Source organism: Muricauda sp. SCSIO 65647, assembly GCF_021534965.1.
GTDB lineage: Bacteria > Bacteroidota > Bacteroidia > Flavobacteriales > Flavobacteriaceae > Flagellimonas_A.
In genome coordinates this window covers 1,654,715-1,669,675 of the sequence record NZ_CP091037.1, presented here as the reverse complement: position 1 = coordinate 1,669,675, position 14,961 = coordinate 1,654,715, and the positions used below count along the sequence as shown (strand labels likewise).

Annotated in this window: 14 protein-coding genes; 10 read left to right on the top strand and 4 right to left on the bottom strand. The window is 38.6% G+C overall.

Going from position 1 to position 14,961, the window contains the following annotated elements:
* Window positions 1–9: 9 nt before the first annotated feature.
* The 10 genes from L0P89_RS07500 to L0P89_RS07455 all read left to right on the top strand — a co-directional run bounded on the left by L0P89_RS07500 (window position 10) and on the right by L0P89_RS07455 (window position 10,444).
* Window positions 10–1,698 (top strand): DUF6909 family protein, encoded by a 1,689-nt coding sequence (locus tag L0P89_RS07500; RefSeq protein ID WP_235267785.1) that lies wholly within the window; start codon window positions 10–12, stop codon window positions 1,696–1,698.
* Window positions 1,698–2,693 carry a hypothetical protein gene (locus L0P89_RS07495; protein ID WP_235267784.1) on the top strand — a complete coding sequence of 332 codons (996 nt, stop codon included), beginning with the start codon at window positions 1,698–1,700 and terminating at the stop codon, window positions 2,691–2,693. The genes L0P89_RS07500 and L0P89_RS07495 overlap by 1 nt, the downstream gene beginning before the upstream one ends.
* A 9-nt stretch (window positions 2,694–2,702) precedes the next feature.
* Window positions 2,703–3,731 (top strand): dTDP-glucose 4,6-dehydratase, encoded by a 1,029-nt coding sequence (rfbB, locus tag L0P89_RS07490; RefSeq protein WP_235267783.1) that lies wholly within the window; start codon window positions 2,703–2,705, stop codon window positions 3,729–3,731.
* Window positions 3,728–4,585: a glucose-1-phosphate thymidylyltransferase RfbA gene (gene rfbA / locus L0P89_RS07485; protein WP_235267782.1), complete on the top strand. Its 858-nt coding sequence runs from the start codon at window positions 3,728–3,730 to the stop codon at window positions 4,583–4,585. Before rfbB ends, rfbA begins: the two co-directional genes overlap by 4 nt.
* 9 nt (window positions 4,586–4,594) lie before the next feature.
* Window positions 4,595–5,140, top strand: coding sequence for a dTDP-4-dehydrorhamnose 3,5-epimerase (gene rfbC / locus L0P89_RS07480; RefSeq protein WP_235268005.1), 546 nt, complete (start codon window positions 4,595–4,597; stop codon window positions 5,138–5,140).
* A complete protein-coding gene (gene rfbD / locus L0P89_RS07475) occupies window positions 5,137–5,916 on the top strand; it encodes a dTDP-4-dehydrorhamnose reductase (protein ID WP_235267781.1) in 780 nt (259 codons plus the stop codon). Before rfbC ends, rfbD begins: the two co-directional genes overlap by 4 nt.
* 127 nt (window positions 5,917–6,043) lie before the next feature.
* On the top strand, window positions 6,044–6,922 hold the full coding sequence (locus L0P89_RS07470; RefSeq protein ID WP_235268004.1) for an N-acetylneuraminate synthase family protein: 879 nt from the start codon (window positions 6,044–6,046) through the stop codon (window positions 6,920–6,922).
* Window positions 6,923–6,925: 3 nt separating this feature from the next.
* Window positions 6,926–8,083 (top strand): acylneuraminate cytidylyltransferase, encoded by a 1,158-nt coding sequence (locus L0P89_RS07465; RefSeq protein ID WP_235267780.1) that lies wholly within the window; start codon window positions 6,926–6,928, stop codon window positions 8,081–8,083.
* 237 nt (window positions 8,084–8,320) lie between these two features.
* Entirely contained in the window at window positions 8,321–8,941 is a 621-nt protein-coding gene (locus L0P89_RS07460) for an FkbM family methyltransferase (protein WP_235267779.1), read from the top strand.
* Window positions 8,942–9,079: 138 nt separating this feature from the next.
* Window positions 9,080–10,444, top strand: a complete 1,365-nt coding sequence (locus tag L0P89_RS07455; protein WP_235267778.1) for a hypothetical protein — start codon at window positions 9,080–9,082, stop codon at window positions 10,442–10,444.
* Here L0P89_RS07455 and L0P89_RS07450 read toward each other — a convergent pair.
* From L0P89_RS07450 to L0P89_RS07435, 4 genes are all read right to left on the bottom strand, one after another.
* The gene (locus tag L0P89_RS07450; protein ID WP_235267777.1) at window positions 10,403–11,158 is read right to left on the bottom strand and encodes a glycosyltransferase family 2 protein; all 756 of its coding nucleotides are present in this window, start codon (window positions 11,156–11,158) and stop codon (window positions 10,403–10,405) included. The genes L0P89_RS07455 and L0P89_RS07450 overlap by 42 nt on opposite strands.
* The gene (locus tag L0P89_RS07445) at window positions 11,148–12,152 is read right to left on the bottom strand and encodes an O-antigen ligase family protein (RefSeq protein WP_235267776.1); all 1,005 of its coding nucleotides are present in this window, start codon (window positions 12,150–12,152) and stop codon (window positions 11,148–11,150) included. Before L0P89_RS07445 ends, L0P89_RS07450 begins: the two co-directional genes overlap by 11 nt.
* 254 nt (window positions 12,153–12,406) lie before the next feature.
* The gene (locus L0P89_RS07440; RefSeq protein WP_235267775.1) at window positions 12,407–13,597 is read right to left on the bottom strand and encodes a hypothetical protein; all 1,191 of its coding nucleotides are present in this window, start codon (window positions 13,595–13,597) and stop codon (window positions 12,407–12,409) included.
* 66 nt (window positions 13,598–13,663) lie between these two features.
* A complete protein-coding gene (locus tag L0P89_RS07435) occupies window positions 13,664–14,914 on the bottom strand; it encodes a lipopolysaccharide biosynthesis protein (RefSeq protein WP_235267774.1) in 1,251 nt (416 codons plus the stop codon).
* Window positions 14,915–14,961: the final 47 nt, after the last annotated feature.

Sequence of the window (14,961 nt, the reverse complement as noted above, 5' to 3'; positions counted from 1 at the left end):
GACCCGATTATGATAGAAACAAAAGTGGTCACGCCCACAAGGGCACAAGAGTCGACAAATGCCATTGAGCGTTTGTACATCACCATGCGGCACCTTTTGAACCGTGGGTTCTACAAGCCCTCTGGCGTGTCGGGCAATGCGTTGCGCAACGCTCTCTTGTTGCTACGGCCTGAGATTTATGGCACCATTGCGGAAGAAAAAGCCGAGCTCAACGGGCTCATGTATGTCTTGGAAAGGCTTCCCGAGGGCATTGAACAATGCCGATATATCAACCTGACCTCAGATGAGGGATTTTCAAAATCACATTTGACGCCCATTATTCCCCCGAAAAGAAGAAGAAATTGTTATCGTATCGATGAAGAACAGATGAACATCGAAATCACCCGAGGGCGTTCTGATATCTATGATATTCTGACCCACCTCACCTTTCTGTTCGTCGAATCGGACAAAATCTGCGAACGAGTGTTCATCGAAGAAAGCCAGACGACCATCCGCGATTGGACTAAGTTGGAAGAATTCATACTTAAAGATGAAAAGGAAGACAACGAGCGGGAGGTGGCACTTATACATACCGCCAATATCTTGGGAAGAACTTTTGAAGAGATGACCGAGATGCACCAGAAATTGGCCAAGAAAGACAAAACAGACCGCTTTCTCAATATTGTGTATTGGCTTGGCAAACTTGCATTGGAAGAGCGCACAACGGGCAACAAGCGTGCCATCACATTCAGTCCGTTGTTACGTGAGAGCCTAGGTCATCATATTCATGGTGAGCGATGGGCGCAGACCATTAAAACCGCAATGTACGAAAACGGGTTGTTTGGCCGGCCCTTGCACATTATCAGTGCCAACATGCACAGCGTCATGAACTCTCTGTTCGCAAAAGTGGCATTGCACAAAGAATTTCCCGATAAATCAAATTTGGAGATTTTTGAGACCTTGAGCTCATCAGAGAATGGTGATCTACGCAAAAAAGTTGAAGACCATGCAAGCAAAAACGGCATGTCGTTCATCGATGATACTTCAGGGGCCAATATTGATGTGCAACTATTTGATGTGGCCAAGTTCGGCATGGGAGCCTGTTGCTATGAATTCGGCCATGGCACCGATGACGAGACAAAACCACTTATATTTGTGATGGACTATGCCTTTGGAGAACAGGCCTATGAGACGATAGATGAACTATTGAAGCCTTTCAAGCTCGATGGCAAGAGACACTTTTTGAATGTAGAATCCATTTCAATTATGGGCAAGGCAGGCATATTGGAAGGAGGGAAAGGAGATTTGATGATTCCCTCCGCGCATATTTTCGAGGGCACGGCCGATAACTATCCGTTCAAGAATGAGCTCTGCGGAGAAGATTTTAAAGGAAATGGGCTCAATGTAATGGAAGGAACGATGGTCACCGTTTTGGGAACTTCTTTACAGAATAGAGACATTTTAAAGTTTTTTAATGAATCTACGTGGAATGTGATCGGATTGGAAATGGAAGGGGTGCACTATCAAAAGGCGATTCAATCGGCCTCAAAAATACGGAACAGTATAAAAAGAGACGTTAAAGTACGCTATGCCTATTATGCCTCAGATAACCCCTTGGAAACAGGAAGCACATTAGCATCTGGTGGTTTGGGCACAACAGGGGTAAAACCCACCTATTTGATAACCGATAAGATTCTAAAACAAATTTTTAGTTCATAATGGCAGAAAATTCAAAAAACACTTCAAACAATTCTGATGAAATTGACTTTGGACAATTATTCAAAATCATCGGTGGGTTTTTTCAATCACTTTTTAATAGTTTCCTTAGGTTTTTTCTTTACATCAGAAGAAATCTTGTAGTTCTTATTGCTTTGGGAGTTTTGGGAATAGCAGGCGGTTTTGCGTTAAAGCAAATAGTTTCTGAAAGAATGAAAATCGAAGTTATTGTCAGGCCAAATTTAGAGAGCCAAGAATACCTATATGACGTGGTAGATGAAATTCAGGCTAACATAAAAGCAGAGAACCAAGTCTTTTTTGATGAAATGAACATCAATGTTGATGATTTAAAGGGATTTAAAGTTTCAGTAGTTTCCTTGGGTGATAAAAACAGCAAATTGGAGGCTGAACTTAAATTCTTGGAACTTCTTAAAGGGCTTGATGTATCAGGCTCTGTTTCTGATATTGTAAGAAACGAAATACTCACAAAGAACTCTTTGAATCACAAAATCATTTTCTCTTACAAGGAGAATAAAAATGGCCAAGAACACTCTGGAAAAATGATGGATTACATAAACTCAAATCCATATTTTGACGAGTTGATAAAAATCTATCGTTCAAATGCAGAAGACAGAATTAAGAACAATACAGCATTGATTGGACAGCTTGACCAACTCATTGCCCAATACTCCAAAAATTTGGCTACACAGGCTGACCAATCGGTAGAAGGGCGCATTATTCTTGACAATGAAGAACAAATGGATATTAGAAGGCTCTTTGATCTTAAAAACGATTTGATAAAAGATACCGAATCCAAAAAAGTGGAATTAAAGCAGCGTACAGAGGCTATTAGAATTATAAACTATGGCAGACCGCAAGAAGTGATCAAGCCTTTCTTTGGCAAGGAACTGGTATTGCTTCCACTTGTGCTCATAGGACTTTTCTTCCTCTGGTCAGTTATCAAATATTTGAATCAAAAAGCGAATGAATTGCAATAATTCGACTAAATGCAAAAGACCAGAAAAACCATATTGGTCACAGGGGGAGCTGGATTTATAGGAAGCAATTTCATTAAGCTTTATTTAGACCAAAGGGAAGACATCCATATAATCAATCTAGACAAGCTGACGTATGCCGGCAATCCAGAAAACATGTCTAGATTCGAAAAGAACGAAAACTACACCTTTGTTCAGGGAGATATTTGTGATGCATCACTAGTAAATCGAATTTTCGAGGAACATAATATTGGTTCGGTCATCCATTTTGCGGCTGAGTCGCACGTTGACAACTCAATTGAAAGCCCAGCTGATTTCATCAAAACCAATATTGAGGGCACTTTTACGCTCTTGCAAGTTGCCAAACAGCATTGGTTGGAAGAAGGCAACAGCGACATAGAGAATAGCATTAGCAGGTTTCACCATATCTCGACCGATGAGGTATATGGCAGTTTGGGTGATGAGGGTTTTTTTGATGAAAGTTCGCCTTATGCCCCTAACAGTCCGTATAGTGCTTCGAAAGCAGCATCAGATTTTCTGGTCAGGAGCTATCACCATACCTATGGCATGAATGTGGTGATCAGCAACTGCTCCAATAATTATGGCCCCAACCAGCATAAGGAAAAATTGATTCCGACCATCATTGGAAAAGCACTGGCCAAAGAATCGATTCCCATTTATGGCGATGGCCTGAACGTACGAGATTGGCTTTATGTAAAAGATCATTGTGAGGCTATACAACTTGTGTTCGAGAATGGAATTTCTGGAGAAACATATGCCATAGGTGGAAACTGTGAGGAAACGAATTTGAACATCGCCCGTAAAATATGTGCCCTACTTGATGCAAAAGCTCCCATGAAGAACGAACATTACAGCGATTTGATCACTTTTGTGAAAGATAGGCCAGGTCATGATTTTCGTTACGCGATAAATTCAGCTAAAATGTATAAAAGCTTTGATTGGAGACCAAGCGAAGATTTGCATTCTGGTCTCGAAAAGACTGTTGATCACTATTTAGAAAAATATACCGCCAAAACATGAAGGGAATTATTTTGGCAGGTGGGTCGGGTACGCGGTTGTATCCTTTGACAAGGGTTATCAGCAAACAGTTGATGCCCATCTATGATAAGCCCATGATTTATTACCCCCTATCAACCTTGATGTCGGCAGGTATTAGAGAGGTTTTGATTATTACCACACCAAACGACGCCCATCTTTTCAAAGAACTTTTGGGTGATGGGTCACAATTGGGCTGCAATTTTTCATATACCGCGCAAAAAGAACCAAAAGGATTGGCAGAGGCATTTTTGATTGGGGAAGAGTTCATCGGAAAAGAAAAAGTGGCCTTGATCCTTGGCGACAACATTTTCTATGGATCGGGCGTGTCGAAATTGTTGCAAGGCAACAACGACCCAGATGGGGGTATTATTTTTGGGTACCATGTTGACAACCCTCAACGGTATGGTGTCGTTGAGTTTAATGACCGGGGTGGTGTCGTATCCATAGAGGAAAAACCTGCAGAACCCAAATCATCATATGCCGTGCCCGGAATCTATTTCTATGACAACGAAGTTTTGAAAATTGCAAAAAGCATAGGGCCCAGTGACAGGGGTGAACTTGAAATAACAGACATAAACAAGGCCTACTTAGAACAGGGCAAATTACACGTAAGTATTCTTGATCGGGGTACCGCTTGGTTAGATACCGGAACTTTCGCCTCGTTGATGAGGGCCTCACAATTTGTCGAGGTCATAGAGAAACGCCAAGGCCTAAAGATTGGATCGATAGAAGAGACTGCCTATAACATGGGGTACATTACAAAACAACAACTTCATGCACTGGCAAAGCCCTTGTTAAAAAGTGGCTATGGCGAATATCTAATGAAATTGAAATAGTTGGGCAAGATGAAGCTGACCGAGACCAAGTTAAAAGGCTGTTTCATTTTTGAACATGATTTGTACAAAGATGAGCGCGGTACCTTTCAAGAGGCCTATAACAGAAAAGACTTCGAAAGACTTACTGGTTTAAAGGTTGATTTTGTACAGGATAATATCTCGACTTCTAAAAATGGAGTATTGCGCGGGCTTCATTTTCAAAAAGAGCCCCATGGTCAGGCCAAACTGATAAAAGTTTTAAGGGGTGAAGTGCTCGATGTTATCGTTGACCTTCGAAAAGATAGCAAGACATTTGGTGAACATCTAAAACTTAAGATTAAGGCATCAGAAGGGAAATCCATTTTTATACCAAAAGGGATGGCCCACGGATTTCTTTGTTTATCAGAAGAGACGGTGTTTCAATACAAATGCGATGCCTTTTACAACCCGAATTCCGAAAGCGGAATTGTATATAATGATCCTGATTTGGCCATTGACTGGGGGCATCCTTCCGCAGAATTGATTTTGTCAGAAAAAGATAGACACTTACCTGTTCTCAAGGCTTTACAATTATGAAGAAGATTTTGGTAACAGGAGCTAGCGGCCAGTTGGGTCTGACGTTGCAAGAACTGGCACCCGGCTATCCGGAACTAGAATTCGACTTCAGAGATTCAAACCAACTAGATATAACCGACACCACAGCGTTAAAACAGGCTTTTGTCCGTTATGAACACAGCTATTGCATCAATTGCGCGGCCTATACTCAAGTTGAAGAGGCAGAAAAGCATCCTAAAAAGGCGTTTGAGGTAAATGCGGATGCCGTCAAGCAAATGGCCGAATTATGCCTGCAAAACAATGTGGTATTAATCCATCTCTCAACAGATTACGTATTTGATGGTGAAAAAGGGTCGCCCTACTATCCTGATGATGAGCCAAACCCCATCAATGAATATGGGAAATCAAAGTTGGAGGGCGAAAGACATATTCAAAAAATGCTCGATAGATTTTATATCGTTCGAACCTCATGGCTCTATAGCAAAAAATACGGCAATAACTTTTATAGAACTATTTTGGCCAAAGCAAGGGCCGGGGAAGTTCTTAGAGTCACAGACCAACAGACAGGATGCCCCACAAATACGCTTTCCCTTTCAGAATTTTTAATTGAAAAATTGGTGCAGGGGAAAAAGAAATTTGGGATTCATCACTTCTCTGATGGGAAAGTGATGACTTGGTACGGATTTGCAAAGAAAATTCTTGATGAACAAAAACTGTCCGATAAAATTGAACTATTGGCTGTTCAGAAGTATCAGGCCTTGGCCCCAAGGCCTAAAAAGAGCGTGATTATGCCTTGAAAGCGCTACGGGGTTTCAGTTTCTTGGTAATTTTATCAATTATTCAAAGGGGTCTTTAATGTTCAACTAAAAAATGGACCGGGATGGTTAAATAAATGTGTAATTTTGGCGCTGAATTAATATAAAAATAATGGACTATAAAAAGCCAAAAGTAATCGCTGAGATAGGCTGTAACCACAAGGGAGATTTTGATATTGCAATAGAACTCTTGGATTTGGCAAAACAGTGTGGAGCCGATGTGGTAAAGTTTCAAAAAAGAAACAACAAAGAATTGTTGACAAAAGAACAATATGATGCACCACATCCAAATCCTTCCAATTCTTATGGCGACACTTATGGTCAGCACAGAGAGTTTTTGGAGTTCAACGTCGAACAACACAAAAAGCTAAATGAATACTGTGACAAAATTGGCATAGAATACTCAACCTCGGTATGGGATACTACTTCTGCAAAAGAGATGATAACTTTTAAGCCATCATTATTAAAAGTCCCTTCTGCATGCAACAATCATTTTGAAATGCTTGAAATCTTGAGAGACTCTTATGAGGGTCAAGTGCATCTTTCTTTCGGAATGACCAGCAAATCAGAAGAAAAGAAAATTGTTGAATTTTTCGAGGAAAAAAATCAGTCAAAAGGCCGATTGGTCGTGTATGCCTGTACTTCGGGATATCCGGTTCCTTTCAAAGATGTTTGTTTACTAGAGATTACAAGGCTTAAGAAAGAATATGGCAGTAGGGTAAAAGACATTGGTTTTTCGGGGCATCATTTAGGAATTGCCATTGACAATGCGGCATGCGCCCTAGGCGCTAATTGGTTCGAGCGACATTTTACAAAAGACCGTACGTGGAAGGGGACCGACCATGCCGCATCTTTAGAGCCAAATGGTTTACGTAAACTTTGTAGAGATTTGAATGCAACATATGAATCGATGTCTTTTAAGAGCAAAGACATATTGGATATTGAGAAGGTTCAAAGAGAGAAACTTAAATATAGAAAAGTAGATTAGTAATTGGCCAATATCGCATTCATACCCGTTAGGGGGGGCAGCAAGTCGATTCCGTTAAAAAACATAAAATCTTTATGTGGTAAGCCCCTGGTCTATTGGACAGCCAAGGCAGCTTCTGAAGTCAAAGAGATTGATAAGGTCGTAGTTGCCACCGATAATGATGAGATAGCGTCTGTTGTCACCGATTTTCAATTGCCAAAAGTTGAGGTATATCGCAGAAGTTCTGAAAATGCGGGAGACACATCGTCGACAGAAAGTGTGATTTTGGAATATTTTAAACATTCAACAATCAATAAAAATGATTTTTTGATTCTTGTCCAAGCCACATCCCCTTTACTACAAAGCACTCATTTGAAAAAGGGACTGAGTGAAATTAATCAGTACGATTCTTTGCTGTCTGTTGCAAGAACCAAAAGATTTTTTTGGAAAAATGAAGGCGTACCATTGAATTATGATTATCGCAATAGACCAAGAAGACAAGATTTTGATGGGCTATTGGTAGAGAATGGCGCCTTTTATATAAGCAGGGTCGCAGATGTAATAAAATCTGGTAACAGAATATCAGGAAATATAGGTTTGGTGGAAATGCCCGAATATACGGCATATGAAATTGATGAAAAAGAAGATTGGATCATTGTAGAGGAGCTTATGAGAAGATTTGTTCTTCCGCAACCCGATACCGAGAAATCAATAAAACTATTTATATCTGATGTAGATGGCGTGTTGACAGATGCAGGTATGTACTATACCGAAAAAGGCGATGAACTAAAAAAGTTTAACACCCATGACGGCATGGCATTTGGATTGTTACGAGCGTCAGGGGTGAAAACAGGTCTTGTAACATCTGAGAAAACGCAAATAGTCTCAAGACGGGCTAAAAAATTGAAAGTTGATTATGTTTGCCAAGGAAAAAAACACAATGGCAAGCTACAAGCAGTCGAAGAAATTTGTAGAAAAGAGAAATTCGATTTATCAGAAGTGGCCTATATCGGTGATGACGTTAACTGTTATGAACTTCTAAGTGCAGTTGGTTTGGCAGCTTGTCCATCAAATGCAGTTGAAACCATAAAAAACATACCGGGCATCCATAAATTATCGAAGAAGGGTGGAGATGGCGTTGTTCGGGAATTCTACGAGAACCTCCTTAAAAATCGGATTTAATATTGTTTGGAAACAAACCCGAAAAAAATATGAATCAAAATAATTAACCTAACATATACTGGTCTTGTGAATCCTAAAGAAACAGCAAAAAAAGTATTGCCAGATCCCGTTTTCCAATCACTCAGAAAAGCCAAAAAAATAACTAAAGAAACGATATTTTGGCTTGGAGGGCTTTATTTCTCTTATTTCGTTAAAAGATTTCGCAAAAACGGGCTGGTCATACATGTGCCCTATTCTATGACAGATCATAAATTTAGGGGAAGGTTTGTCTTCAACGCATATGAAAGAGAAGAAGCAAAATATTTGACCACCCATCTTGATCCCAATGCCAAAATCTTGGAATTGGGAAGCTGTCTGGGCTACATATCATGCTTGACCAACAAGTTGATCTCCAACAAAAGTGACCATGTAGTTTTAGAGGCTAACCCAAAACTTATTCCATGGATTGAAAAAAACAAAAAAGAGAACACCTGTTCTTTTTCAATAGAAAACCGTATCATATCCAAAGACACGTCCAACACCTTTTTTATACATGATTTGATTGTAGGAGGTAGCACCAAAAGGGTAACGGGAGAAAAAGTCGAGATTGAAGGAAGCAGTATTGAAGAGTTGCAAAAGAAATATAATCTCGAATTTGACACTTTGATAATGGATATTGAGGGCGGAGAGCTTGATTTCTTTAGAAATTTCCAAAGCTCGGTCAAAAATTTCAAAGCTATTTTTTTTGAAATCCATCCATTTGCCGAAATTTTAACAAAAGATGAGGCCTCCGAATGCGAAGAAATTCTCTTATCGCTTGGATTTACAAAGACCCTTTCCGACAACAATTTTCAAGTTTGGAAGAAAAGTGGTCAGTAAAAACCAAGGTGCAACCATACCAATGATCTTTTGAAACCCATTTAATTCAGATAAATTCGTTTTTACCACCACAACATATAAATTAAATTTATTTGGCAACCGGTTGTTTTGACGCACAGTTAAGGTAAAATTGCAGTAATGGATTTTGAACAAATTGAGAAAAACTTCGATGTTGGCGGGTTAAAGTTTCAGGGTAATTGCGTGTGGCCAATTTTGAAATCTTATTTGATCGGCATTGAAAAAGAGACCCCGATCATTAAAAAGGCTTCAGGATCTGTAATAAAACTACTGGCAAAGAATCTTTTCTCAGACGTGTTATCATTGAGAAACTTGGGGAAATCCAAGGTGTGGGTCTTCACAAATTCCGAGAGAAGATATTATGTGGAAAATGAATCTTTTGACCGTATTGCCACCGGTTTATTGAATTATTTGGACAATTACGTGCTTTTTGAGAATCCTGTTCCCAAGGGAAAGACCAAAAAGGAGAAACTTCAAAAAGGGGAGTTTTACGTTGGTATGTCATGGGTCTACCTGATTCAATTCGTTTTGCAAAAATTATCCAAAAAGGGTACGATTGAAAATTTTGATGCGTTTGCGAGCTATTTAAAAAAGGACTTGAGCGAGATCAAAAAGGTATTCAACAGAATTCTTGCAGGGGAGAAACTATACGATTTTTTAATGAAGAAATATGGTCCCAAAGCCATATTTGTTGTTTGTTACTATTCGAATTTTGAGATGATCAGGGCCGCAAAGAAAAACAAAATCCCCGTCATTGAACTCCAACATGGGCTTGTATCGACCGGGCACCGGGCCTATTATTTTTCAAAACCCTACGGAGATGAACATCTCCCAGATTATTTTTTGAGCTACGGGGCCTATTCAAGTGATGTTGTGACAAGTGGCCATGTGGTAAGGCCAGGTCAAACGCTTGATTATGGAAATTCTTTCTTGGAACTGGTTGCGGGCAAACTTAGTATGTCGAAAGAACTTGAAAGTATAAAAAGTAGCTTTAAAAAAGTCATCTGTATCACGGGCCAACTTCCTGCTACAGATGGCCCCCTATTGAAAATGATAGATGAAGTACACCACCTTTTTCCTGAAATTTGCTTCATTTTTAAACCTCGGCATAAAAATTCGGTCCAAACCTTTGAACAAAGGGCCAATTTCTTACAACGCTTCGATATCAACACGTATGAACTACTGAAATACTGTGACTATCATATCACGGTCTATTCTACCTGTGCCATGGAGTGCCTGGCCTTGGGCAAACCAAATATTTCAATAGACATCAAGGGGTACTACACCAAATTTCTTAGACCGATGTTAGACGATAACCCCTACAACCATGTGGTATCAGATGCCCTAGAGCTAAAAAAGACATTGAAAATATTAGAAAAAGCAGAATTCAAGCAGGCCGACGTAAAAAACTCGATTAACCATATTTTTTCTAAAATGGTATCATCAGAAGATTTCCTTGATTTTTTTGATGAAGTAGTGAAATAGATACTGCACGAGCATGAATACCGCCATAATTTTTCCGTACCCCAAAACCTTGTGATAAAAATCAAAGGTATACCCCAATAGCCCTAATTTTTTATTGGAAAGCGATTTCGGGTGTTTTCGATAGTGCGTTAGCGGTTCCGTGAGGTTATAGGCATGTGCTGACTTGTTCAAAATATTCATGAAAAGGCTCCAGTCCTGTCTTTTACGGATATTTGACATATATACTTTCCCGATAGAGGATGCATTGTACATCACAGTAGAGGTTAAAATGTAATTATTCCTCAGCATGACTCTTTTGCTAACCCTTTCTTTGCATCGTACAATTTTTTTGTGCGAATCTGAAAATTGGATATAGTCGGTATAGGTAAAATCAAAAGCATTTCGAATCATAAAATCAACCTGCTTTTTTAATTTTTCAGGATGCCAAAAGTCATCATTGTCCAAAAAGGCCAGTAATTCTCCTTTCGCAGTTTCAATACAAAGGTTGCGCGCCACGGCAGCCCCCTGATTTTTTTTCAGAGCTATCGGAGGTAGAATTCTCTTATCCTTGTATTTGCAAACTATCTCAAGGCTGCCGTCCGTTGAATTATCGTCACAAATGATAAGCTCCCAGTTCTTGTAGGTCTGTGAGATCACCGAATCAATACATTCTTCTAAGAATTCGGCTCCGTTGTAGTTGGGCACTATTATGGATACTAAGGGGCTATCCTTCATTTTTAATGGTAGATATAAGATTGTCTTTTGACATAAAAAGACTGCCAAAAATGATGAATAGCATAATACCGCGCTGCCGTATCAAAAAACTTTCCATCGAAAGCAAAATGGCAAAAAACAACCAAAAAAACAGCACCCAAAGGTATCTCTTTTTTGTTGCATCCTTGACAAGTAGGAACAGTAGAAAAAGCAACACCAATATCCCTAAATAGCCCCAATCGATAAAATTGTGAATGTATTGGTTATGGGCATTGTAAGTCTCTGTCTTGAAATTAAACTCATTTTTGAACCTTTCATTGTACCTCTTTTCAATTTGGCTGTCGACTATTCCCGTACCGTCGATTTCGAAACTTTTTGTTTTAAAAAAACTACTGCCGATGATATATATTTTTATCCGTTTATTAATGGAATAATTTCGCTCCAGAACTTTGTCTCTTTTGCCATACCATTCGAATATCTGGGAGTATCTATTGAAAAAAATGGTGTCTTTGAACATGTATGCGGCGGTTGACAAAAGCGTTAGACCCAGCAACAGTAGTAATAGGTACCTAAAAAACTTTGCTTTCAACATGCTGGCAATAAGCAAAAAAAGAAATGAAGCCAAAATAATAGAAATGACTACCGCCCTTGACCCCATCATAAAAAGATGGATTAAAAGATATAGGGTCAAAATCCATTTGATTCTTTTTCTAAAAAAGTTGAATTGATGAACCAAAACCAGTGTCAAAAGAGTATAGGCGCTCAAATAAATATGGCTAAAATAGTCGCCCATAGTGTATCGGGTGTACAAAAACCGATAGTATTTGTGCTTGCCCAATTCTACAAAGACTGAGTTGGCCATTAGCATATCGTAAATGGCAATGAAGTCTAGTGCCAGTAATAGAATAAGGTTTCCAATGATAAAGGCCTTGACGAACATTGAAATCCCTTTTTTTGAAGTTTTGTTTTGAAAAATGATAAATGGTGCGAGTACAAAAGGGACCAATCTGGCCACATAGTCTGGTTTTGATTCATGATTCAAGAACAGACCAATTATCCCCAAAAAGAAATATAAATATAAACCAAGGCAAAAGGGATGAGTCAAAAGCCTTACAAACTGCCTCCTTTTTTCGACACTGGCAATAAGTTGAAATGCCGCTATAAGGATGAATATAATGAACACTAAGGTATTTATGTTTTCTTTTGCAAAGAGTGATAGGGCCAACAAGGTCGATGCGATAGGCAAGTAGTTATTTAAAAGATTGCTTTTCAAGATGAAGGGGTTTTGAGCTTTATGTTTGCGATCGCAACCAAAAGAAAGATGTTCAAGAAAACCAAAAAGACACGGATTGAGCTATAATAGGACAGTTCTGCGGTACCCAAAACATAAAAGAGTATAAAAAGGCTCCACCAAATGTACAATCTACGTTCTGACATGCCATCAATTGCTTTGATAATCGGAAAACAAAAAATCAAGAACAAGATGTATGAAATTCCGGTGAAGATGGGGCCATACCTAACGTGAATATCGCCCAAAAAAATAGTGGGGGCAGCACCTTTTTCATTTAGACCCGGGTATATTTCTTGATAGGTTTCACTTTTGATAACACGATATTCATAGATATCACCCATATATTTATATCTTCTATCCATAGATATTCGTGTGATAAAGGCCGAACCTTGCGTTACGAAAAACCTTCTCGGGGGAGATTCCAACAGATAAATAAATGTTTCCTCATTAAATTCCTTGCCCTTGGTAAGGGTGTAAACCACAAGCAAGCCCAAACCGGAAAAACCGAGTATTAAAATATATTTCAGATTGAATCTGAAACCGGAAAACAACAATGCAAAGATTATGAAATAAGCCGCCAAGCCTTTATGACCGCCTGATGAAAGTATAAAAACAACGAGCAACAAAAGAAGTAGTTTCAAAATAGGGGTTTTCAGATATCGAATGAAGAAAAAGTACCCCGAGGGAATGAATACCATGAAAATGGAAGAAAAAGTATAAAACAATCTTACATTATCTGATTGATCAAATCGTTCTGGCAAACTTCCAGTGGATATAAACTTTACGACAGGCAATTCAGCAATGTAGAACAATATATATACCCCAACCAAAACATACCAAAAAAGAAAATAGACAAAAATGACATTTTTGTTCTGGCCTCGATAAGTCTTAAAGAAGTCATCAAGAAATGACTTTTTGATATTGGCCAACAGAAACATGAACACAAGACTTACCGAGAATACGAAGATGCCATACTTTTCAAAGGTTATGACGTCTTCGGGCTCAAAACTGTTCGAATAAGATGTCAATCCAATCTCATAGTATAGCGCGGGCCCTATGAAAATCAAAGAGATAAAAAAGAAGTGCATCGCAAAAGAACTGCGAAAAAGCCTCTTTTTTTTTAGGTAATAAATATTGATGATATATAGACCAAGAAGAATAAAGATCATAGGTGTCGTGTCAGATTTTATAACCTACAAAAGAAAGTATTTATAACCAATGCCAAGAAAGCTTGACTAATAAATTGGTTTACGGCGATTGAACATGGCCAATTTGAGTTCAGTAAATAAATATAAGATTAAAAAGGAAACAAAGGTGGCAAAGGCAGCCCCATACAATCCCCATTTCACTATAAAAATTAAATTTAGACCAATGTTGACCATTGCTCCGACAAAAGATATTTGTGCAATTGACGCGGTCTTTTCCAAAAAGTATAGATGGTTTATTTTAAAGCGATAAAGTCCCTGAAAAACATATCCTGAAAGCAGTGCAATGTAAATTTCCTTACTGACCAGAAAATCCTCACCGACATAAAACTTATAAATCAGCGGCATTATTAAATAGAGCAAAGAACCCCCAAGTATGAGCGTCAAAACATAATAGCTGAACGTTTGCTTGAAAATCGGTTTAAAACCAGCTGAATTCTCTGCCATGTTTCTCATAAAAAAAGGTGTCCAAGCCATTCCAAAAGAATTGATAAATAGGCTCATTACCATACAAATTTGATAAATGACAGAATATTTTCCCAATTCGGACATTCCTAAAAAATCACCGATCAAATAGCGGTCAACATAATTAAGAATATTGATAAATAAGGCATGCAAGATCAAAGGCCAAGTATATGATAAAATATATTTGATCATTGCTTTATCCCACATAAATTGAATGACAGGGTTTTTCCTGATCAAAAAAATTATTATAGCAGCAATCAGTGAAGAAGAAATTACCATTGCCATAATGCGAGCCCAATAATCGTCGTAATAAAAGAGAAAAACAATGGTGAGAACTATGTCGACAAAAGCTTTTGAAAGCCTTAAGAAACCAAATTCCTTTATAGCTTCTTCATTTCGTTTCAACAACAAGTATCCCTCAATAATGAGCGACAAGAAAACGTAAAACACAATCAGTAGCACAAAAAGCTTGTTTTCTAAAGAAATTTTTATCAAATCGGTTAAAAACAATATTCCAGAAACCAACAGAAATAAGGTAGATGACAACAAAAAAACCGCGGTAGCCAATACCGAAAGGTATTTGGACTTATCAGGTACGGTAAAGTATAATTTTGTCAATGACTGAATCATGCACAAACCGATAAGGGGCGTTAGAAAAAGCGTAGATGTCGTGAAAAGGTCTATCGAGCCGACATCTTCGGCAGTAAGATTTTTAGTGAGCAAAGGAAGAATGATAAAAGGGGTAAGTGAATTGAGCAGATTGATTATGGTATACCCACTGAAATTGAGCAGTAATGATTTGTTCTGAATTTTCATCCTGTGTTGTGGTGGCCAAAAAATTCCGACGCCATATTGCGTGCAAA